This is a genomic window from Gemmatimonadaceae bacterium (assembly GCA_020851035.1).
In the GTDB taxonomy this organism is placed as follows: Bacteria; Gemmatimonadota; Gemmatimonadetes; order Gemmatimonadales; family Gemmatimonadaceae; genus JACMLX01.
Genome location: JADZDM010000023.1, coordinates 25081 through 44917, shown reverse-complemented (window position 1 = coordinate 44917; position 19837 = coordinate 25081). Strand labels below are relative to the sequence as shown.

At 70.3% G+C, this 19837-nt stretch carries 14 protein-coding genes; 8 read left to right on the top strand and 6 right to left on the bottom strand.

Going from position 1 to position 19837, the window contains the following annotated elements; translation table 11 throughout:
- Positions 1 to 9 precede the first annotated feature (9 nt).
- The 3 genes from IT355_15690 to IT355_15680 all read left to right on the top strand — a co-directional run bounded on the left by IT355_15690 (position 10) and on the right by IT355_15680 (position 4268).
- On the top strand, positions 10 to 876 hold the full coding sequence (locus IT355_15690) for an ATP-binding cassette domain-containing protein (protein ID MCC7054714.1): 867 nt from the start codon (positions 10 to 12) through the stop codon (positions 874 to 876).
- Positions 873 to 2459, top strand: a complete 1587-nt coding sequence (locus tag IT355_15685; protein ID MCC7054713.1) for a hypothetical protein — start codon at positions 873 to 875, stop codon at positions 2457 to 2459. The genes IT355_15690 and IT355_15685 overlap by 4 nt, the downstream gene beginning before the upstream one ends.
- A gap of 369 nt (positions 2460 to 2828) precedes the next feature.
- Entirely contained in the window at positions 2829 to 4268 is a 1440-nt protein-coding gene (locus IT355_15680; protein ID MCC7054712.1) for an OmpA family protein, read from the top strand.
- Between the two features lie 457 nt (positions 4269 to 4725).
- Here the strand turns inward: IT355_15680 and IT355_15675 are convergent, their stop codons facing one another.
- Together IT355_15675 and IT355_15670 are read right to left on the bottom strand one after the other, a co-directional pair.
- Positions 4726 to 7575, bottom strand: coding sequence for a PAS domain S-box protein (locus IT355_15675; protein MCC7054711.1), 2850 nt, complete (start codon positions 7573 to 7575; stop codon positions 4726 to 4728).
- 379 nt (positions 7576 to 7954) lie between these two features.
- Positions 7955 to 8836: a hypothetical protein gene (locus tag IT355_15670; GenBank protein MCC7054710.1), complete on the bottom strand. Its 882-nt coding sequence runs from the start codon at positions 8834 to 8836 to the stop codon at positions 7955 to 7957.
- A gap of 160 nt (positions 8837 to 8996) precedes the next feature.
- On the opposite strand from IT355_15670, the gene IT355_15665 reads away from it, so the two are divergent.
- The 3 genes from IT355_15665 to IT355_15655 all read left to right on the top strand — a co-directional run bounded on the left by IT355_15665 (position 8997) and on the right by IT355_15655 (position 12472).
- The gene (locus tag IT355_15665; protein MCC7054709.1) at positions 8997 to 9329 is read left to right on the top strand and encodes a hypothetical protein; all 333 of its coding nucleotides are present in this window, start codon (positions 8997 to 8999) and stop codon (positions 9327 to 9329) included.
- Positions 9330 to 9444: 115 nt separating this feature from the next.
- A complete protein-coding gene (locus IT355_15660) occupies positions 9445 to 11151 on the top strand; it encodes a M3 family oligoendopeptidase (GenBank protein MCC7054708.1) in 1707 nt (568 codons plus the stop codon).
- A gap of 10 nt (positions 11152 to 11161) precedes the next feature.
- Complete coding sequence (locus tag IT355_15655) at positions 11162 to 12472, top strand: MFS transporter (protein MCC7054707.1); 1311 nt, start codon at positions 11162 to 11164, stop codon at positions 12470 to 12472.
- Between the two features lie 131 nt (positions 12473 to 12603).
- Here the strand turns inward: IT355_15655 and IT355_15650 are convergent, their stop codons facing one another.
- The 3 genes from IT355_15650 to IT355_15640 all read right to left on the bottom strand — a co-directional run bounded on the left by IT355_15650 (position 12604) and on the right by IT355_15640 (position 15651).
- A complete protein-coding gene (locus IT355_15650; GenBank protein MCC7054706.1) occupies positions 12604 to 13329 on the bottom strand; it encodes a hypothetical protein in 726 nt (241 codons plus the stop codon).
- 90 nt (positions 13330 to 13419) lie between these two features.
- Positions 13420 to 13605 carry a hypothetical protein gene (locus IT355_15645; GenBank protein ID MCC7054705.1) on the bottom strand — a complete coding sequence of 62 codons (186 nt, stop codon included), beginning with the start codon at positions 13603 to 13605 and terminating at the stop codon, positions 13420 to 13422.
- 6 nt (positions 13606 to 13611) lie between these two features.
- Entirely contained in the window at positions 13612 to 15651 is a 2040-nt protein-coding gene (locus IT355_15640; GenBank protein MCC7054704.1) for a S9 family peptidase, read from the bottom strand.
- 437 nt (positions 15652 to 16088) lie between these two features.
- On the opposite strand from IT355_15640, the gene IT355_15635 reads away from it, so the two are divergent.
- Together IT355_15635 and IT355_15630 are read left to right on the top strand one after the other, a co-directional pair.
- Complete coding sequence (locus tag IT355_15635; protein MCC7054703.1) at positions 16089 to 16655, top strand: sigma-70 family RNA polymerase sigma factor; 567 nt, start codon at positions 16089 to 16091, stop codon at positions 16653 to 16655.
- An 11-nt stretch (positions 16656 to 16666) separates the two neighbouring features.
- A complete protein-coding gene (locus IT355_15630; protein ID MCC7054702.1) occupies positions 16667 to 19204 on the top strand; it encodes a serine/threonine protein kinase in 2538 nt (845 codons plus the stop codon).
- A gap of 78 nt (positions 19205 to 19282) precedes the next feature.
- Here IT355_15630 and IT355_15625 read toward each other — a convergent pair whose 3' ends face one another.
- The gene (locus IT355_15625) at positions 19283 to 19702 is read right to left on the bottom strand and encodes a hypothetical protein (protein ID MCC7054701.1); all 420 of its coding nucleotides are present in this window, start codon (positions 19700 to 19702) and stop codon (positions 19283 to 19285) included.
- Between the last annotated feature and the right edge of the window lie 135 nt (positions 19703 to 19837).

The following is a 19837-nucleotide window of genomic DNA, read 5'->3' as shown; positions in this document are numbered from 1 at the left end:
CGCGCCGCGATGCTCGCCGCGCGGGACATCGCCGTCACGTACGCCGGCGGCGTGCGCGCGCTCGACGGCGTGAGCCTGCGCGTCCCCCGCGGCGAGGTGACGGGACTGCTCGGGCCCAACGGCGCCGGCAAGTCCACCCTGCTCCGCGTGCTCGCCACGCTGCAGCGCCCCGCGAGTGGTGGCGTCGTGGTGGCGGGGATCGACGCACTGGCCGAGCCGGCGCGCGCGCGGGCGCACATCGGCTATCTCCCGCAGGAGTTCGGATTCCCGCCGGCGCTCACCAGCGCCGAGCTGCTCGATCACTTCGCCCTGCTCAAGGGCTTCGGTGACCCGTCGGCGCGCCGCGAGGCGGTGCGCGGGATGCTGGACCGTGTCAACCTCACTGCCGACCGTGACCGTGCCGTACGCGCGCTCTCGGGCGGCATGCGGCAGCAGCTTGGCATCGCGGTGGCACTGATCGGGGCGCCCGACGTGCTGATCGTGGATGAACCGACCGTGGCGCTCGACCCGTCGGAACGGCACCGGATCCACGACCTGCTGATCGAGCTCGCCGCCGATCGGGCGGTGCTGCTGTCCACGCACCTGGTGGCCGACGTGGAGGCGCTCTGCCACACGGCGGTGGTGCTGCACGCGGGTCGCATCGTGCGGGAGGGGCCACCGGCGCAGCTCGCCGCGGCACTGGCGGGGCGCATCCATCGTGCGCGGTTGCCCCGGGCCGACGGCATCGCCGCCCGCGCCACCATGCGCGTGATCCGCGAGTTCCTGGTGAGTGGCGCGATGGAGGTGACCGTGCTGGCCGACGCGCCACCGGACCCACGCTTCACCACGGCGGTGCCCACCCTCGACGACGTGTTCGCCGAGGCGACGGCGCGATGACGGCCGGCACCACCACGTGGCAGCGCATCGCGGCGGTGCTGCGGCTGGAGTGGCGCGTGCAGCGTCGCGAGCCGCTCACGGTGCTCTATGCGCTGGTGCTGGGACTGCTCGCCGCGGCATTCGCGGCGGCCGGGCCGGTGGAACTCGTGCGCGGGCGCGGCAGCGTGCCGCGGGATGCTGCCTGGTCGATGATGCTCGCCAGCTCGGCGCTCACGGCCTTCGGACAGGTGATCACGACGATGGTGGCCGCGACCGTCGTCCTGCGGGACCGGCACGACCGGGTGGCGGAACTGCTGGCGGTGACGCCACTCTCGCGGCGCGAATACCTCACCGGCAAGCTGCTCGCGGCACTTGGCGTGCTCGGCCTGGTCTACAGCGCGATTCCCGTCGGTCTGGTCGCCGGGGCGGTGGGCGGTGGCGGGACGCTGTCGCAGGCGATGACGGCCAGCCTGCCGCCGTTCGTGATGGTGGTGCTGCCCACGATGCTCGCCGTCGGCCTGCTGCAGTTCGGCGTCGGCGTGCTGTCGGGCCGGCTCTGGGTGCTGGTCGGATTGGGGCTGGTGCTGATCTGGTTCTGGAGCGGCGCGGTGGACGTGGTGACGGCGGGACGGTCGGGCCTGCTGCCGGTGCTGCTGGACCCGTTCGGCAGCGCCCCGTTGCTGCAGGCCACGTTGGGCTGGTCCGACGCCGAGCGGGTGGCGCGGGGGATGCCCGTGACGCTGGGCCTGGTGCTCTCGCGGGGGCTGTGGGTGACGCTGGGCGGGCTGGTGGCGCTGCGTGCGCTCCTCGCCGGCGACGAGCTGCCCAGGCCGCGCCTCGTCCCAGACGGTGCCCCGCAGCCGCCCATCGGTGATGCACCGCCGCTGGTGCAGCCGATGCGAGCCATGGCGCCGTTGCCCGCGTGGCGCGCTGCACTCGGTACGGCGCGGCACGGAGCCGCCTGGATGCTGCGGGATGCCGGCTGGCGTGTGCTGAGCCTGCTTGGGGCGGTGAATGTCGGCGTCCACGCCTGGCTCGACGGGCGGCAAGTCTCCGCCCCTTCGGCCGCCGACGTGACGCTGCTGGCGTACTCGGCTGTGACTCTCCATGCCCGACTGTTCCTGATCCTGCTGGCGACGATCTACGCTGGCGAGCTCGTGTGGAGGGAGCGCGAGGATCGGTCGGCCGCGTTCTTCGACGTGCTGCCGGTGGCGGACGGCGCGCTCATCGCCGGTCGCGTCGCCGGCGTCGTCGCGGCGCAGGGCGTGGTGGTCGGACTGCTGGCGGTGGCCGCGGCGGTCGGTGCCGGCCTTGGTGCCGGCGTGGTGCCCGACGTGGCGTGGCTGTCGGCGCGGGTCGTCGCGGGCGTGCTGGCACCATTCGTCGGCTGGATGATCGCATCACTGGCCGTGCATGTCCTGGTGCAGCAGAAAGTGGTCGCGCACCTCCTGTGTATCGCCGGGTGGGTGCTGGCCGTGATGCTGCTCGGGGCGGCGCGTGCGGAGGGTGCCGCGGTGGGGCCGTGGATGGTGACGGGTGTGATGCTCCTTGCGGCGACGGCCATCCGCGTCGGTTGGGTGCGCGGGACGGGACGGGTGGTGTGACGCGTGGCGATGCGGGTCGTCATCCGGACTGGCGATGATGATCCGAGACTTCCGAGCCGATACTTCCAGGGGCACGGCAGTGAAACGTGGCGCCGTGCGTGGTGTAGCAACCGGTGCCTCGTGCACAGGCGAGCTCGACAGTTTGTGCAGTGCTCGGTCACTCGTGCACGGGTGACCGCTCGATCCGGACGCAGCAGAAGTCCGGCGTGCAGTACGGTGGTGTGCGCCGCATGCGGGAGAACAGCCTGCGTTCGGGCCCATCCCTTGCGGTACCAATAAGTTCCGGACCGCTAGCGCAATCGGCTCTGGTGGGCGACTATTCCGGAATCTCTGCAGCTCCCTCGCACTTAACACCCCTTCGGAGGTGGCATGACGCTATCTGTTCGCCTGCGCTCGGCGGGCTCGCTGTTCGCGCTTGCGATCAGCGCAGCGCCGCTGTTTGCGCAGACGCCCCAGGCTGGTACGGTCGAAGTCAATGCCGGAGTCCGCGTGTCGGACGTCGGCATCAAGAGCTTCTCGTCCGTGACCTCGCCGACCGGCCTGCTCGGCCTGTACTTGCACCGGAACTTCGCCGTCGAGACCGAGCTCTCGTCCGCGAACGGCCGCGTGACCAATGTCCCTGTGGCGACGCGCTCGCTGTCGTCGTACACGCCGATTCATCTCCGCGGTGTTTTCTCGATTCCGGTGCAGGAGCAGGTTGAGCTCCTCCTCGGACTTGGCGCTGTCCGCAATGAGCAGCGGTGGCTGGAACCCAACTCGCCGGCTGGTTCCAACACCGCTCAGACCGTGAAGAAGTTCAATGAGTACAGCTGGGCCTCGCTGATCGGCGCGCGCCTCGGCCTGACCGACAACGTCGCGTTCCGCGCCGCGGTCACGGTGGACGGCTCGCAGTTCGACAACGGCACGAACCGCCTGTTCAACAACAAGCGCAGCACGAACATCGGCGGCCAGTTCGGCGTCAGCTACCTGTTCAACACCAAGCCGCATGATGCTGACGGCGACGGTGTGGCCGACAAGAACGACAAGTGCGCGAGCACGCCGGCAGGTGTGCGTGTCGACGCGACCGGCTGCCCGCTCGACAGCGACCGTGATGGTGTCGCGGACTTCCAGGACAAGTGCGCCAACACGCCGGCTGGCGTGACGGTGGACAGCACTGGCTGCCCGGTCGACAGCGACAAGGACGGCGTCGCGGACTACCAGGACAAGTGCGCGAACACGCCGGCTGGTGTGCGCGTGGATGCCACTGGTTGCCCGATCGACAGCGACGGCGACGGCGTGGCGGATGCCAGCGACCGCTGCCCGAACACGCCGCGTGGCACGCAGGTCACAGCTCAGGGTTGCCCGGTCCCGAAGGACTCGGACGGCGACGGCGTGATGGATGACGCCGACCGCTGCGCGAGCACCCCGGCTGGCACCCGCGTGGATGCCACGGGTTGCCCGGTCGTCAACTCGGTGCTCGACACCGCCAAGACCCTGGTCCTCGAAGGTGTGAACTTCCGCACCGGTTCCGCCGCTCTCACGCCCGCCTCGCGGACCGTGCTGCTGCGTGCCGCCGACATGCTGAAGGCCTCGCCGACGGTCCGTGTCGAGGTTGGTGGCCACACCGACAACACCGGCTCGGCCCGCGCGAACACCCGCCTCTCGGCGGCTCGCGCAGCCTCGGTCAAGCGCCTGCTGGTTGCCGCCGGCATCGACGCCTCGCGTCTCGAGACGAAGGGCTACGGCCCGAGCGAGCCGCGCGCCGACAACCGGACCCGCGCCGGTCGCGCGCTGAACCGCCGCACGGAACTGAAGCCGATCCGCCCGTAAGGAATCGGTCGCACGACAGAAGGGGGCGCGTCCACTCGGACGCGCCCCCTTCGTCGTTTCTGCCGGCACCGGCCACGACCACGACAACAGCTCAGCGCAAAGGCCACAAAGGGGGCGAAGGACGCAAAGAGTTCCGTGTGTGCCGCACGGCTCCGAGCAACCCGGGGTATCGGTCTGCAGGTGAACTGCAAGTGCAACTCCGGCACCAGTTCAGTCGCCCTGCCGTCGCTGTCGCCGTTGCTGTCGCCGTTGCTGTCGCCGTTGCTGTCGCTGTTGCTCTTCCCTTCAATTCGTTCCCGTCGCCTGCGCTCGACGATGGCATGCATCGCCGACCGCGGCGTCCCGCTGTGCTTTGCGTCCTTGGCGCCCCTTTGCGCCTTTGCGTCAAAGCTGTTGCTCTGGCGGTTGCTCTGCCGGTTGCTCTGCCTGTTGCTCTTGCTGTTCGCCAGACCCCACGTCAGCGTGATGCGGCGGTGTCGAGGTCGAGGATCCGACGGACCTGCAACGCGAGCTCGTTGACCGACAGCGGCTTGGTGAGGTAGCCGGCGGCGCCGAGTTCGTAGGCGCGCTCCGGCGTCATGCTGGCGCTGAAGCCCGTGCAGACCACCACCGGAAGGTTCGGGTGGGTGCGCCGGACCTCGCGCAGGAGGTCCTCGCCGGAGATCTGCGGCATCGTCATGTCGGTGATCAGCAGGTCGTAGTGCTCCTGCGGGTCGGCGAGCTGCGCCATCGCCGCGTCGGCGCTGGTGAAGGCACTCGTGCGGTAGCCGAAGCGGGCCAGCGCGTTGGAGAGGAACGCAGCGACGGCAGGCTCGTCGTCCACCACCATGATGCGCTCGAGGCCGCGCGGGATCGTGTCGGCGACGCCGAGGCTCGCGGTCGGCGTGGGGCGCCCCAGGTCGGCCGGGAGGTCCACGATGGCCACTGTGCCCTTGCCGGCCTCCGATTCGAGCCTGAGGATGCCGCCCATGCCCGTCACGATGCCGTGCACCATGGCCAGGCCCATGCCGGTGCCCTCGTCGGGGGGCTTCGTCGTGAAGAACGGGTCGAGCGCCCGCTCCAGCACCTCCGGGCTCATGCCGGTGCCCGTGTCCGCGATCTCGAGGCGCAGGTACGGCTGGCCGAGCAGGTCGCTGCGGAGGAGCCGCACGGTGAGCGTGCCGCCGGTGGCACGCATCGCGTAGATCGCGTTGCCGCAGAGGTTCAGGACCACCTGGTGGAGCTGGCCGGCATCACCCAGCACCGCCGGCACGCGCTCCTCGTCGTGGAAGTCGATCGTGACGCCGGGGGGCAGCGTGGGGAGGAGCAGCCGGAGCGTCTCGGAGACGATGGGCTCCAGCTCCACCGGGTGGAGTTCCTCGCCGCTGCGGCGGCTGAACGCCAGGATGCGCTGCACCATCTGGCGGCCGCGCGCCGCGGCGGTGAGCACCTGCCGCAGGTCGGCCTGCAGCTCGTCGGACTCGGCATCGAGCATCGCCAGCTCCGCGTAGCCGATCACGGAGGCGAGGATGTTGTTGAAGTCGTGGGCGATGCCGCCGGCCAGCGTGCCGACGGCCTCCATCTTCTGCGACTGGCGCACATCGGCCTCCAGCCGCCGGCGCTCGGTGACATCGAGCGTCAGGGCCATGCCGAAGCGGATGGTGCCGTCGGCGTCGCGCACCGGCACTGCGCGCACGTCATACGTCTTTTCGCCGAGGCGCAGCTCGAACTGCTGCTCGGTGCCGCGCAGGGCGGCCCGGCAGCGGCGCTGCACGAGCGAGGCGGTGTGCTGGTCCAGCCCCTGCCCGAACGGCGCGCCGATCAACCCCGACTCGTCGAGGCCGGCCTCCTTCAGCCCGCGGCCGGCAGCGAGCAGCAGGCGTGCATCACCGTCGAAGAGCAGCACGGCGCCGCCGGGGTAGTTCTCGATCAGCGTGCGGTACAGCTCATCGCTGAACCGGAGCTGGGCGCTCACCCGCTTCTGCTCCGTGATGTCGATCGCCGAGCCGAGCAGGCGCGTGACGGTGCCGTCGGCGTCGCGTTCGAAGACGGTCACGCAGTCACTGAGCCACCGCCACTCCCCGTCGCCTCCCATGAGGCGGTACGTCATCTCCAGCTTCATGTCGCTGCCGGTGCGCATCGCATCGGCGCCGCGGCGCATGGTGTCCACGTCCTCGGGGTGGTACATGCCCAGCAGCCCGTCGCGCGACATCGTGGAGATCTGCTCCAGCGACTTGCCGAGCATCTGGAGGAGCGCGTCGTTCGCGAACGTCACGCGGTGCATGCGGAAGTCGAGCACGTACAGGTACGTGGGCACGGTCGAGACGATGCTCTGCAGCAGCCGGCGGTGCTGGTCCAGCGACTGCTCCATCTGCCGGCGTTCCTCCTCGGCGCGGCGGATGTCGGTGATGTCGTGCACGATGCTGAGCACGCCGGTGATCGCCCCGTCCTCCACCAGCGGGGCGTTCGAGACGAGCACGTTCGCGAGCGAGCCGTCGGCCCGCACGCCACGCGCCTCATACGACGAGTTCTCGCCGGCGAGCGCGCGGTTCACCTGCGTCATCGCGCGATCGCGGTCCTCGACGGCCGTGAACCGCGACACCTGGCCCGCGCGCATCTCGGCATCGGTGAAGCCGGTGATGCGCCGCGCGGCCGCGTTCATGCGCACGACATTGGCATTCCGGTCGAGCACGAAGATCGAGTCGGGGGCGCCGTCGAACAGCCGCTGCCAGCGGTCGCGGCGGTCACGCGCGACGCGCACCGCCGAGAACTGCAGGTAGGCGATGACGGCGAGCGACGCCGCCTGCAGCGCGAGGACCATCACGAGGAAGCTGCGCGGCGCGTCGGCGAGGCGTGCCGCGCCGGTGGGCTGCGGCGTCGCCACGCCCGCGGCGGTGAGCATGATCACGACCAGCATTGCCAGCTCGGCGGCGGCGGCGACACTCAGCGCCGGACGTTTCGGCAGCCACCCCGTGGCCGACGCCACCGGGATGGCGAGGCAGGGTGCGAGCAGGTAGGTCGTGGCGCCGGCGTACACGGTGATCAGCACGATCACCGGGATGTCGATGCACGCCTGCAGTGCGTCGAGCCAGTGCCGCCGCACCGGCGGCAGCACGTATTCGAGCGCGATGACGAGCAGCGCGCTGATGGCGATCCACGACGCCCAGATCGCGAACACCCAGCGGGGCAGGTCGCGCAGCAGCGCGGGGTCGAGCACGGCGGCGATCGCGCTCAGCAGGATCCAGAGGCTGAGGCGTCCCCGCGCGAAGCGCGTGACCAGGAAGGCCGGGACCGGAGTGGAAGCCGTGGGGAGTTCCAGCGTGGTCATCGCGCGGTGCCGCAGGTGGGAGGTCTGCGCCAGTATGCACCGACCGGGAGGGTGAATCCAGCGATGCGGGGCACCACTGCAAGTCGGTGGCCGTGATTTCCACATCCGCGACGGCACGAAGCTGCTTGTCGTGACAGCACTTGGGGCGTTTGTCCACACCGCCGTGGATAACGTATCCACAATTCCCACAACAACTTACGTGGACTTTCTTCGGGATTGATACCTGCTGGTGCCGCGTGTACGCTTGGTGGAGCACACGACCGGCGCTGGTCGCGGGCAGGAATGCGGGAACGACGAACGCCGGTGAGGATCATCCCTGATGTCAGCGCCACAGCCACCACACGAACCGCACCTCATCCTGCTCCCGGGCGGGCTGCCGTCAGCGCGGGATGCGCAGCTGCGGCGCCAGCGTGGTGAGGGCAGCGAGCTCGAGCCAGGCGGCAAGGAGGTCGAGGTTCGGGTCACCGGTGGACGCAGAGCGCGCGGCGGTGCACTGGGCCGAGAGCTCGAGGGCGACGGCGTGCGGGTCGGTGCGACCGCGCAGTCCGATGGCCAGCAGGCCGGCCGCATCGGCGAGCCGCTCGCGCACGAAGTCCTGGAATCGGAGTCGGAGCTCAGCCTCGTTGGTGCTCGGCGAGAGGTCCGTCACACCGCTCCGCTGCTCGCGCAGCGCGGCGAGGTCGGCCACGAGCTGCTCCAGCTGAGCCGGATCCGGATGCAGGAGGAGCTGTCGCCATATGATCCACAGTTTCGCCGCGGCGCGCGCCGCCTGATGCTGCGCGCCCTGCGTCTCGCGTTCCGCCTGCTCGAGGCGCTGCGCGACCGGATCGCTGCGCAGCCAGGTGCGCGTGAGCGCGATGCACGTTGGACCCGCGACCGCCGCCAGCGCACAGAGCCGGACGGCATGACGCAGGGTGCCCTTGGCGTCGGCGCCGGCGAACGGTCCGAGCGCGCGATGGAGCAGGTTGGCCCGCTCCGCGCCCACGGCCAGCGCGGCGCGTTCGAGGGTCGCAGTGGCAGCGGGCGAACCGGATCGCAGCGCGTCCCGTCCCAGGAGCGCCGCGAGTTCGTAGGCGGTCGCGAGCGTGTGCGCGGCCTCGCGCAGCGCCGGGTCAGCGAGCGGGACCGTCGCGCTGCCGGCCGCGGCGATCGTCGCGAGTCGCAGCGACGCGGGCATGGCATCGACGGCCCAGTGGCGATCGACGAGATCCGCTCCGCTCGCGGGCGGCGCGGGGAAGATTGCGTGTGAGGCGAGCGACACGTCGGGGCCTCCTTCCGTTAGACCCAAGTTGCTGCACCCGCGTGAGTTGCACCCCCGCGGCAGGGTCTCGGTCCGGTCACGACTGACTGTAGTCCAACATATAACTCGGCGTCGTGGTTCCGGGCAACACGGACGGGCGCCTCAGCAGGGAGAACGAGACGTGGCACTGCCGATGCAGACAGTCAGGAGTTCCGGCGACGGCGACCTCGCCTGCGCGCCGAACGACGTCGTAGCAGTCGAGTCCGGCTGGAGCGTTCGAGCGACGGCGCAGCAGTCGCTGGAGGGACTGATGCGCCAGGCGCTGGAAGTGCCGGGTGCGGCGACCGCCCTGCTCGAGGCGTTCGCGCAGCAGACGCGCGCGCTGCGAATGGTGCAGGAGGCCGATGCGCGCGGGGCCGCGTTGTTGCCCGCGGATGTGCGATGCCGGCTGGCCGATGCCGCGGCCTGCACGCCGGCATGGCTCGCCGTCGGCAGCGCAGGGGTTCGCGGCTGACGTCAGGTGCCGTAGCTTGCGCCGGTGAGGCGCGGCGACGGTGCTGCGGCCAGCAGGAGCCTCGGAGCGGAGGAATGCGCCTGAGCCCAGTGTCACCTCCGCTCGCGCCGCCGTGATGCCGCCCTCCCTACCGCAGTCCCCGGCCGACCTGGCTGACGCCACCTGGCCGGAGATCGCCGCGTACTACGACGCCCTCGCCGCCGAGCCCCCCACGCGGGAGACGGCGCGCGAATGGCTGCGCCGGTGGTCGCTCCTGGAGGAGCTGGTCAACGAGGCCTCGTCGCAGTCGCTCATCGCCTACACCGGCAACACCGCGGACAGCGCCGCCGAGGCGCGCTACCTCCGCTTCGTGACCGAGGTGCAGCCGAACGCGGAGGAGCGGCAGACGGGGCTGGCGCGCCTGCTGCTCGCCACCGGCATCGACGATGCCGACCTGGTCACGCTGCTGCGCGAGTTCCGCACCACGGTCTCGAACTTCCGTGAGGCGAACGTGCCGCGCTTCGCGCAGGTCGAGGAGCTGAGCGCCGCCTACCAGAAGCTGGCCGGTGGCCTGAGTGTCACGATCGACGGCAAGGTGCTGACCATCCCGCAGCTGCAGCCGCTGCTGGAGTCGGAGGAGCGCAGCGCACGCGAGCGCGCCTTCCGCGCCGGTGCCGAGGCGTATCTCTCGCACCGCGACGAGATGTCGGACCTGTTCGAGCGGATGTACGTGTTGCGCCAGGACGTGGCGCGCGAGGCGGGCTTCGCCGATTTCCAGGCGTTCTCGTATGCCGCGAAGCACCGTTACGACTACACCGCCGACGATGTCGCGCGCTTCCACGACGCGGTGGCCGAGGTGGTGACGCCGGCCGCGGCGCGTGTGCATGCCTACCGCCGCGAGCGGCTCGGCGTGGACTCGGTGCGGCCCTGGGACCTGGCGGTCGATCCCGATGGCCTGGCACCGCTGCGGCCGTTCCGCGACACGACGGACTTCGTGGCCGCCAGCAGCCGCATCTTCGCCGCGCTGGACCCGGAACTCGGCTCCCGGTTCGCCGACATGGCGCGCGACGGGCTGCTCGACCTCGAGAGCCGGCCGAACAAGGCGCCCGGTGGTTACTGCACCACGCTGCACCACCGGAAGCAGCCGTTCGTGTTCATGAACGCGGTGGGCGTCTCGGATGACGTGACGACGCTGGTGCACGAGGCGGGGCACTGCTTCCACGCCTACCTGGCCTCGGGGCAGGAGCTGATCTGGCAGCGCGGCACGGGGTCGGAGGCCGCGGAGCTGGCGAGCATGTCGATGGAGCTGCTGGCGGCACCGCTCTTCGCGCTGCCGGTGGGCTACTACACGCCGGACCAGGCCCGTCGCGCGCAGGCGGCGCACCTCGAGGACGTGCTGCTGGCGCTGCCGCACATCGCGAGCGTGGATGCCTTCCAGCGCTGGATCTACACCAGCGGCCAGGGGCATGACCGCGATGCCCGTGACGCCGCCTGGCTGGCACTGCGGGCGCGGTTCGAGCACGGGGTGGACTGGTCAGGACTCGAGCGCGAGCGCACGGCGCGGTGGTACCGCCAGCTCCACATCTTCGAGCTGCCGTTCTACTACATCGAGTACGGCATCGCCCAGCTGGGCGCGCTGCAGGTCTGGAAGCGCAGCCTCACCGATCCCGCCGGCGCGCTGGCGGGCTACAAGTCGGCGCTGCGCCTGGGCGGCACGCGACCGCTGCCGGAGCTCTACGCCGCCGCCGGGGCGCGCATGATCTTCGATGCCGACGGGATGCGTGAGCTGATCGGGCTGGTCGAGGATCGACTCGAGACGCTGCGCGGTTCGACCGTCTCTTGAGCCCGGCCGCATGGCGGTGTTGACACCGCCGGACGGCGAGCGCCACGACCCGTACGCCGCGCTGCGCGTTCCCGCGTTCCGCTGGTTCGTGGTGAGCCTGATGGCGATGACGATCGGGGTGCAGATCCAGGGCATCGCGGTGGCGTGGCAGCTCTACGCGGCCACCAACGACCCGCTGGCCCTGGGGCTGGCCGGCCTGGCGGAGGTGCTGCCGTTCCTCGCGCTCTCGCTGCCGGCGGGGCACTGGGCCGACCGGCACGACCGCCGCTGGCTGTCGTTGCTCGGCATCTGCGTGCTGGTGCTCTGCGCCGCGCTCTTCCTCGGCATGACGGTCGCGCTGCACGCCACCGGTGTGGCCGGCGTCACGGTCGGGGCCACGCGCTGGAGTTCGCCGGCCGCGATCTACGCCGTGCTGGCGGTGTCGGGCGTGTCACGCGCGATCCTGCAGCCGGCGCGCCAGGCGCTGGGGACGATGATCGTGCCACCGGCGCTGTATGCGAATGCGGCCACCTGGCGCAGCTCGATCTGGCAGTTCGCCTCGGTGCTCGGGCCTGCGATCGGCGGGCTGCTGTTCGCCTTCGCCGGCGCGCTGGTGACGTACGTGGTGGTGTTCACGCTGCTGCTGCTGGCCTGGTGGGCGATGTCGCTGGTGCGTGCGCCGGATGGCGCGACGGCGCAGCAGCGCGCGCTGGTGGGCCGCACCGGTGCGGGCATCCTCGAAGGGGTGCGCTTCGTGCTGCGTGACCGGCTGGTGCTGGCGGCGCTGTCGCTCGATCTCTTCGCGGTGCTGTTCGGGGGCGCCACGGCGCTGCTGCCGGTGTTCACGAAGACCGTGCTGCACGTGTCGCCCGAGTGGCTGGGCTACCTGCGCGCCGCGCCGGCGGTCGGCGCGGTGACGATGGCGCTGCTGATCGCGCACCAGCCGCCGATGACCCGCGCAGGTCGCACGCTGCTGCTGGCGGTGGGCACGTGGGGGCTCAGCATCATCGGGTTCGCCCTGTCACGCAACGTGTGGCTGAGCTGCGCGCTGCTGGCGATGGGCGGGGCGGTGGACAGCGTGAGCGTGGTGATCCGGTCCACGTTGCTGCAGGCCCGCACGCCGCCGCACCTGATGGGGCGTGTGATGGCGGTGAACTCCATCTTCATCGGCAGTGCCAATGAAATCGGGGCGTTCGAGAGCGGCCTGACCGCGCGGCTCTTCGGTGCCGTCAACAGCGTGCTGATCGGCGGCGTGGCGACGCTGGCGGTGGTGGTGTCGATGGCCGTGCTCTCGCCCACGCTGCGGCGACTGGAGCGCATCGACGCGGCGCCGCAGGGATGAGGCGCCGCTCGTGATGGAGCGCGGGGTGCACCGCGGCCGCGTGCGGGCCATCGCCTCGCGCCAGGAAACGAACTGCGGGGCAGGCCGGGTGGCCTGCCCCGCAGCGGCACCGGTGCACGGCGGCGTCGGCCTTACGGCAGCGCCTTCACCGCATCGGGCAGGGCGAACACGGCGGCGTCGATCGGGTCGAACTTCACGGCGGTGATGTTCAGCACCACGTCGCCCTGCGGCGTGCCCTGGGTGACGCGGGTGGCGATCTTCACGCTGCCGAACGGCTTGTAGTCGGCATACGCGACCTTCATCTCGCCAGCGTCGCCGGTGACGACCTCACCGACCTTGAGGCCGGACGTCTGGTCGTAGTACACCGTGCGTGCGCGGCCGGTGCGCGTCACGATCTTCACCGGCCACACCTTCGCACCCTCGAAGTCCGCCGCATCGAGCACGTCCGCGCTGGTGTAGCTGCCACTCTCCCACAGCCCGGAGGTCGGCGCCAGCGCGGCGGCGATCTCGGCCGACTCGGCGGCGGCCCCCTTGGAGGCGCCGGCCTGCGGATTCATCGACCATGACGTGGTGCCGTCGAAGCCGGACAGGATCTGCCCGAACCCGGCGATGTCGATCACGGTCAGCATCCGGCCGGCGGCCACCTTGCGTTCGTAGCCCGCGCTGACGCCGGCGAAGGTGATGTCGGCCGTGCCGCTCTCGGTGCGCGCGGTGATGCCGCGGAAGGCCGACACCCCGCCCACGGCGGCCGCGTGCTTGTCGAACACCGCTTGCGCCGTGGGCTTCTGGGCCAGCACCAGCGTCGGAACGACCAGCGCCGCGGACAGGATCGTGCGACGGATGGCGGTACGGGACATCGGGACTCCATGGATGAAGGGTGCAGGGATATTACGCGATCCGGGCCCGGAGGTGTCAGCGGGCGGCCCGGCAGCCGTTGGTGCAGGGGGTCAGCCGCAGCCGCGCATCAGCACCAGCGTGAGCGCCACCTCCGCGGCCGCGGCAATGGCCGCCCAGAGCAGCAGCCCCGGGCGCCTTCCCCGTGCCGGGGCGGTGCCCAGCGTGCGGCCGCACGCCGGGCACTGCGTGGCACCGTCGGGCAGGGCCGCCGCGCAGTCACCGCACCGGATCTCCATGCCGGCTCAGCGCGAGGAGGTGGTGAGGGCCGGCCAGCGGTCGAACCAGCTGCGCATGTAGAGCTGCGTGCGCATCCAGTTCGACGGCTTGGACGAGGTGCCGTGCCACTCCTCGTTGAAGCGGATCATCGCGGTGGGGACCTTCATCACCTTGAGCGCCGAGTAGAACTCCTCCGTCTGCGGCATCGGGGTGCGGAGGTCGAGCACACCGGTCATCAGCATCGTCGGCGTCCGCACGTTGCCGACGTACATCAGCGGGGAGCGGCGCAGGTGCTCCGACGGGTCGTCCCACGGCAGCTGCGCGAAGTTGCGGTACCAGCTCGCGCCATCGGTGGTGCCGACGAAGCTGAGCCAGTCCGTGACCGGGCAGTTGGCGCTGGCCGCCGCGAAGCGGGTGGTGTGACCGACGATCCACGACGTCAGCACGCCACCACCGGAGCAGCCGAACACGTACATCCGCCGGGTGTCGATGTAGCCGCGGTTGATGACGGTGTCCACCGATGCCATCAGGTCGTCGAAGTCCTTGCCGGGATAGGCATTCTTGATCGCGTTGCCGAACGCGCTGCCGTAGCCGGTGGACCCGCGCGGGTTGGTGTAGAGCAGCACGTAGCCGTTCGCGACGTGGTCCTGGCGCGCGAGGTTGAAGGCGCCGTTGTACATCGCGTGCGGTCCGCCGTGGATCTCGAGCATCAGCGGGTACTTCCTTGCCGGGTCGAATCCGGGGGGCTTGACGATCCAGCCCTGGATGCGGAATCCGTCCACGCTGGTGAGCCAGACCTCCTCGGTGCGCCCGAGCTGCTTGCCGGCGAGCACGTCGTCGTTCACGTGCGTGAGGCGGGTGATGGCGGCCGGCGTGCGGACGTTGAAGCGCACGACGTCATTCGGCTGCAGCTCGGAACTCTGGATGCCGACCATGTTGCCGAGGCGGTCCATGTCGGTGACGCTGAGCACCTGCCGGCCGGTGGTCACCGGGCGCGTCGCACCGCCGAGCGTCGTGAAGTAGAGGTTGCGGTACCCCTCGTTTTCGACGTTGTAGTACACGCCGCTGCCGTCCGGTGCCCACATCATCCCCGCCGGCGAGCGGTCGAGGGCCGTGTTGAGCGCGCGCGGGTTCGAGCCGTCGGCGTTCATCACGTAGATGGCGGCGTCCTTCCACGTCGCATCGGTGGAATCGTAGCCGGTGTAGGCGATGTACCGGCCATCGGGCGAAGGGACGGGATTGTTGTCGGGGCCGTTGCGCGTCGTGAGTGCCGTGATGGTGCCGGTCGCCACCTCGGCGCGGTAGATCTCGGTCTGGCGCCAGGCACCCTCGGACTGCGGGGTGCGCAGGCTGCTGAAGAGCAGCGCCTTGCTGTCCGGCGTCCAGCGGGCCGCGCTGTGGTTCCAGTTGCCGGTGGTGACCTGTCGGGCCTGGCCGCCCTCGGCCGACATCACGAAGAGGTGCTGGTAGCCGTCGTCGGTGAAGCCGATGCGGTCGGAGCGGTAGTTGAGGCGCTGCACGATGCGCGGCGGCTCGGTCCACTTGGCGCCCTTCGGTGCCGCGGGGAGCGCGATGTTCCACGTCTCGCGTGTCGGCACGAGCATGCGGAAGGCCACCTGCTGGCCGTCGGGCGACCACTCCGGCTCGGTCGGCGGCTCGGTGAGCCGGGTGAGCTGCGTGGTGCCGGCATCGCCGTCCATCAGCCGGACCCAGAGCTGCATGCCACTCGGCTGGCCGGCCGCGATGTAGAGCAGGCGGCTGCCGTCAGGTGACCAGCGGGGCGCCGAGCCGGTGACCACGCTGTGCGCGCGGGAGCCGTCGGCATTCATGACCCAGATCGCGGTGTCCCACTTGTCGTTCACCTTGTCCACGCTGCGCCGCGTGAAGGCGACCTGTTTTCCGTCGGGCGAGAGTTGCGGGTCGCCGACATCCTCCCAGTCGAGGTGGTCGGCGACCGTCACCGTGCGGCTGGCGGGTGGGGCGGCGGGCTGCTGCGCGGGCAGTGCGGTTGCGGCAGCCAGTGTGAGGAACGTGGCGGTCGCGACAGTGTGCGGGACACGGCGCATGGGGAGTCTCCGGCGGGTGGGCGGCAGCGACCCGGTGCGGGGCGCCACGGGAATGATGTGCGCGCGGTGGCTGGGTGGGTATGCGTGTGGCGCGTGAGGCGGGCTGGGCCGCGCTCGCGAACGACTCTCGCGAACGACTCTGAGTCATCGTGCGGCAATTGACTCAGAGTCAGACGGAGGTCGCTGACTCAGACCCCTTTGGTGCGCAGACCCCTTTGGTGCGTGGACCAGCGCCCGGCGAGTGGCGTAAGCTCTTGCGGTGGCGCAAGATGCATCACGACAGGCGCCGGACGCGCCCTCGCGTGACGGCATCATCATCCGCGTGCGCACCGGCGCAGTTGGCAGCAGGATGAATCGCGTGTAATTACTCCGGGGTGCCCGGTTCCCTTGCTTCACCGGACATTGGCCTCGCCTGACCCACTGTACCGCCCTCCCGCATGCCAGACGCCAACGCGCCGGACGTGACCCTCCTGCTGGGCGAGATCAGCGCCGGCGTACCGGGGGCCGCCGACCGGCTCATCCCGATCGTGATGGACGTGCTGCACCGGATCGCGGAACGGGCGATGCGCCGGGAGATGGAGGGGCACACGCTGCAGCCCACCGAGCTCGTGGACGAGGCGCTCATGCGGCTGCTTGGCGAGCGCCGCGTGACGTGGGAGAGCCGGGCACAGTTCTTCGCCATCGCCGCGCAGACGATCCGCCGCATCCTGGTCGACCACGCACGGCACCGGCATCGCGTCAAGCGCGATCATGGGCTGCGCGTGACGCTCGATGAACGCGTGGCGGAGATGCCGGAGCGCTCGCTGGACCTGATCGCCCTCGATGACGCGCTGCAGGAGCTTGACCGGCTTGCGCCGCGGCAGGCGAAGGTCGTCGAGCTGCGGTTCTTCGGCGGTCTCGACGTGGACGAGACAGCGCACGCGCTGGCCATCTCACCCGCCACGGTGAAGCGTGACTGGACCTTCGCGCGTGCGTTCCTGCTCAAGACACTCAAGGCGGCGTGATCGTGGGTGCGTTGCCACTGTCAGCCGCCAGGCTCGCGTTGCTCGAGTCGCTGTTCGATGCCGCGCTGGGCATCCCGGCGGACTCGCGCGACGAGTTCATCTCGCTGAGTGCGTCGCACGATCCGATCCTGGAGTCCGAGTTGCGCGCCTTGCTGGAGGCACACGCCCTGAGCGACTCGGCTTTCGCCAGTCCGGTGCGCGGCGAGCGGGACCTGGCCGAACGCTACGTCGGCGCGCGCCTGGGTGCGTACGAGATCGGCGCACACATCGGGTCCGGCGGCATGGGCACGGTGCACTCCGCCGTGCGCGCGGATGACCAGTACCGCGCACGGGTGGCGGTGAAGTTCCTGCGCCGGAGCGCCGAGAGTGCGGTCGCGATCCGCCGCTTCCGCGCCGAGCGGCAGATCCTGGCCAGCCTCCAGCACCCGAACATCGCGACACTGCTGGACGGAGGCGTGACACCGGACGGCTTGCCGTACTTCGTGATGGAGCACATCGATGGTGAACCGATCACCCTGTGGTGTGATGCGCGTTCGCTCGACGTCCCGGCCAGGCTGGCCCTCTTCCTGCAGGTCTGCTCGGCGGTCAGTGCTGCGCACCAGAAGCTGGTGGTGCATCGCGACCTGAAGCCGGGCAACATCCTCGTGACCACCGACGGCACGGTGAAGCTGCTGGATTTCGGCATCGCGAAGCTGATGCGTGACGATCTCGGCCTGGCCGAGACGGCGACGCAGGTCGGGCAGCGTGCGTTCACGCCGGAGTATGCGTCGCCGGAGCAGGTGCGCGGGTCTGCGGTGGACACCACGTCGGACGTGTACGCACTGGGGGTGGTGCTGTTCGAGTTGCTCGTGGGGCAGCGCCCGTTCGACCTGCAGGGCAAGTCGATGGTCGAGATCGAGCGTATCGTCGGTGAGCAGCAGGCACCGCGTCCGGGTGCGGTGCTGTCGCCGGATCGTCACCGGGTGCTGGGCGAGCGGAACGCGGCGCGCGCACGACAGCGGATCGAGGGTGACCTGGATGCCATCGTGCTGATGGCGCTGCGCAAGGAGCCGTCGCGCCGGTACGTGTCGGTGGGCGCACTGGCGCGCGACGTCACGCAGCACCTGGCGCAGCAACCGGTGCAGGCGCGTCCCGACAGCGCCGGCTATCGCATCGGCAAGTTCGTGCGGCGGCGCAAGCTCGAGACCGCGGCGGCGGTCATCGCGTGCGCGTCGTTGGTCGGCGGCACGGCGGCCGCGATGGTGCAGGCGCGCCGCGCCGACACCGCGCGCGTGCAGGCGATCGGCGCGCAGAGTCGGGCCGAGGAAGTGACAAACTTCCTGATGACGATGCTGAACTCGTCGAATCCGGAGTCGTTTGGCAAGGACGTGACGATGCGCACGGTCCTCGACTCCGCGTCGCTGCGCGCCGATTCGATGCGCGTCGAGCCGGAACTCGAGGCGGAGATCCGTGCGGTGATGGGGAACGCGTACCTCGCCCTGGGTGAGGTGGACGTCGCCGAGCGACAATTCCAGCTCGACCTTGCCGCCCGGAAGCGCCATGCACCGGCGGGAGACTACCTCACTGCGATCACCTACTCCAAGCTCGCGCTGGTGGAGGAGACGCGCGGCGATCTCGCGAAGTCCGACTCGCTGCTGCAGCTCGCCGAATGGCTCTACACGCGCTATCCGCACGTGGACCGGCGGGAGGAGTCCACCGCCCTCGAGAACCGCGGGCGCCTGCTGTACATGCTGGGGCGTGTGCCGGAAGCCGTGGTGCAGTTCCGCAAGTCGCTGGCGCTGTCGGAGCAGTTCTTCGCCACCGACGATTCCTCGAATGCGCCAACGTACATCAACCTGGCGGTGGTGTCGGGTGCTGCCGGCCAGCTTGCAGCGGCCGACACGTTTTCGCTGAAGGGCATCGAGGCGGCGCGTCGCGCCCACGGCAACGACCATCCTGTCATGGCCAATGCACTGTCGGTGCGGGCGGGGGCACTGGAGGCGCTTGGCCGGCTGGACGAGGCAGCGGCGACCTTCAGGGCGGCAATGGATGTGAAGCGCCGCATCCTCGGGCCGGAGCACGTGAGCTATGCCACCACGGCGGCGAACTATTCCGAACTGCTGCTGCAGATGAAGCGGTACCGAGACGCGGCGACGGTGGCGCGTGAGGTGGTGGCGCTGCGCGGCAAGCCGCTGGAAGACACGAATCTTCCATTGCAGAGCGCGATGATCTATCTCGGACGCGCCCTTGCCCAGCTCGACTCGACGAAGGCGGGAATCGCGTTGATTCGCGACGCGCGTGGGATGCGCCGACGCAGCCTTCCGGTCGACCATTGGTTGCAGGCAGCAGCCGACGCGTCGCTCGGTGAGGTGCTCACGGCCGGCGGGTCGTTCGCAGAAGCGGAGTCGTTGCTTCTCGGTGCAGAGAAGGCGCTGCGCGAAGGCCGCGGCGAGGAGAACGAGCAGACGCAGCTTGCCCGCACCCGACTCGTGACGCTGTACCAGCGCTGGGGGAAGCCCGCCGAGGCCACCGCGTGGCAGGCGAAGATCGCCGCACCGACGCAGGGCTGACGCGCGAACCGTTCAAGGGGACGGGGATCTTGAAGATTCAAGATCCCCGTCCCCTTGAACGCACTTGAACGCGGGCCGCTATGGATTGCGGACCGACAGCGTCAGGAACACCTGTCCCGTCGTCGCGATTCCGGCACCGGTACCGGTGACACCAACGCTCACCGCAACTGGCGTGCGTGGCGCGCTGGCAGCGGCCGTCAGCAACACACTTGCCGAGCCCTGCCCGCTGGGGATGGTCAGGTTCGATGCCGTCACGCCAGTCGGCAGGCCGGTGAACGCGATCGTGATGGCACCGGTGAAGCCGCCCGATCGGTCGACGCTGACGGGGACGGTTGTGGTGCCGCCGATCGCGACCGATGCCTTGCCCTCCTTGCCGAGTGCCAGGCTCGCGGCGCCGGGCGTCGAATCGTCGTCGGGCTCGGTCGAACCGGTGCCGCAGGCGCCAAGCGACAGCAGGAGGACCGTGGTGGTCACGAGGCGTGAAAATGTGTGTCGCATGATGCATGCTCCATTGCGCAGTGTGAGTGTGGATGTCCCGGGCCGTCACACGACCCGCCGTGCCACACCCTGAGTGCGTCGGATCGCGACGACGAGGCTCATCGTGGTGCCGCACGGTCGAAAGGCCGGGACGCC

Excerpts from the sequence above, each read along its gene's own strand:
- IT355_15660 (MCC7054708.1), top strand. The coding sequence starts at position 9,445 with ATGCCGCCCTCCCTACCGCAGTCCCCGGCCGACCTGGCTGACGCCACC.
- IT355_15625 (MCC7054701.1), bottom strand. The coding sequence starts at position 19,702 with ATGCGACACACATTTTCACGCCTCGTGACCACCACGGTCCTCCTGCTG.
- IT355_15650 (MCC7054706.1), bottom strand. The coding sequence starts at position 13,329 with ATGTCCCGTACCGCCATCCGTCGCACGATCCTGTCCGCGGCGCTGGTC.
- IT355_15675 (MCC7054711.1), bottom strand. The coding sequence starts at position 7,575 with ATGACCACGCTGGAACTCCCCACGGCTTCCACTCCGGTCCCGGCCTTC.
- IT355_15685 (MCC7054713.1), top strand. The coding sequence starts at position 873 with ATGACGGCCGGCACCACCACGTGGCAGCGCATCGCGGCGGTGCTGCGG.
- IT355_15640 (MCC7054704.1), bottom strand. The coding sequence starts at position 15,651 with ATGCGCCGTGTCCCGCACACTGTCGCGACCGCCACGTTCCTCACACTG.
- IT355_15680 (MCC7054712.1), top strand. The coding sequence starts at position 2,829 with ATGACGCTATCTGTTCGCCTGCGCTCGGCGGGCTCGCTGTTCGCGCTT.
- IT355_15635 (MCC7054703.1), top strand. The coding sequence starts at position 16,089 with ATGCCAGACGCCAACGCGCCGGACGTGACCCTCCTGCTGGGCGAGATC.
- IT355_15645 (MCC7054705.1), bottom strand. The coding sequence starts at position 13,605 with ATGGAGATCCGGTGCGGTGACTGCGCGGCGGCCCTGCCCGACGGTGCC.
- IT355_15655 (MCC7054707.1), top strand. The coding sequence starts at position 11,162 with ATGGCGGTGTTGACACCGCCGGACGGCGAGCGCCACGACCCGTACGCC.
- IT355_15690 (MCC7054714.1), top strand. The coding sequence starts at position 10 with ATGCTCGCCGCGCGGGACATCGCCGTCACGTACGCCGGCGGCGTGCGC.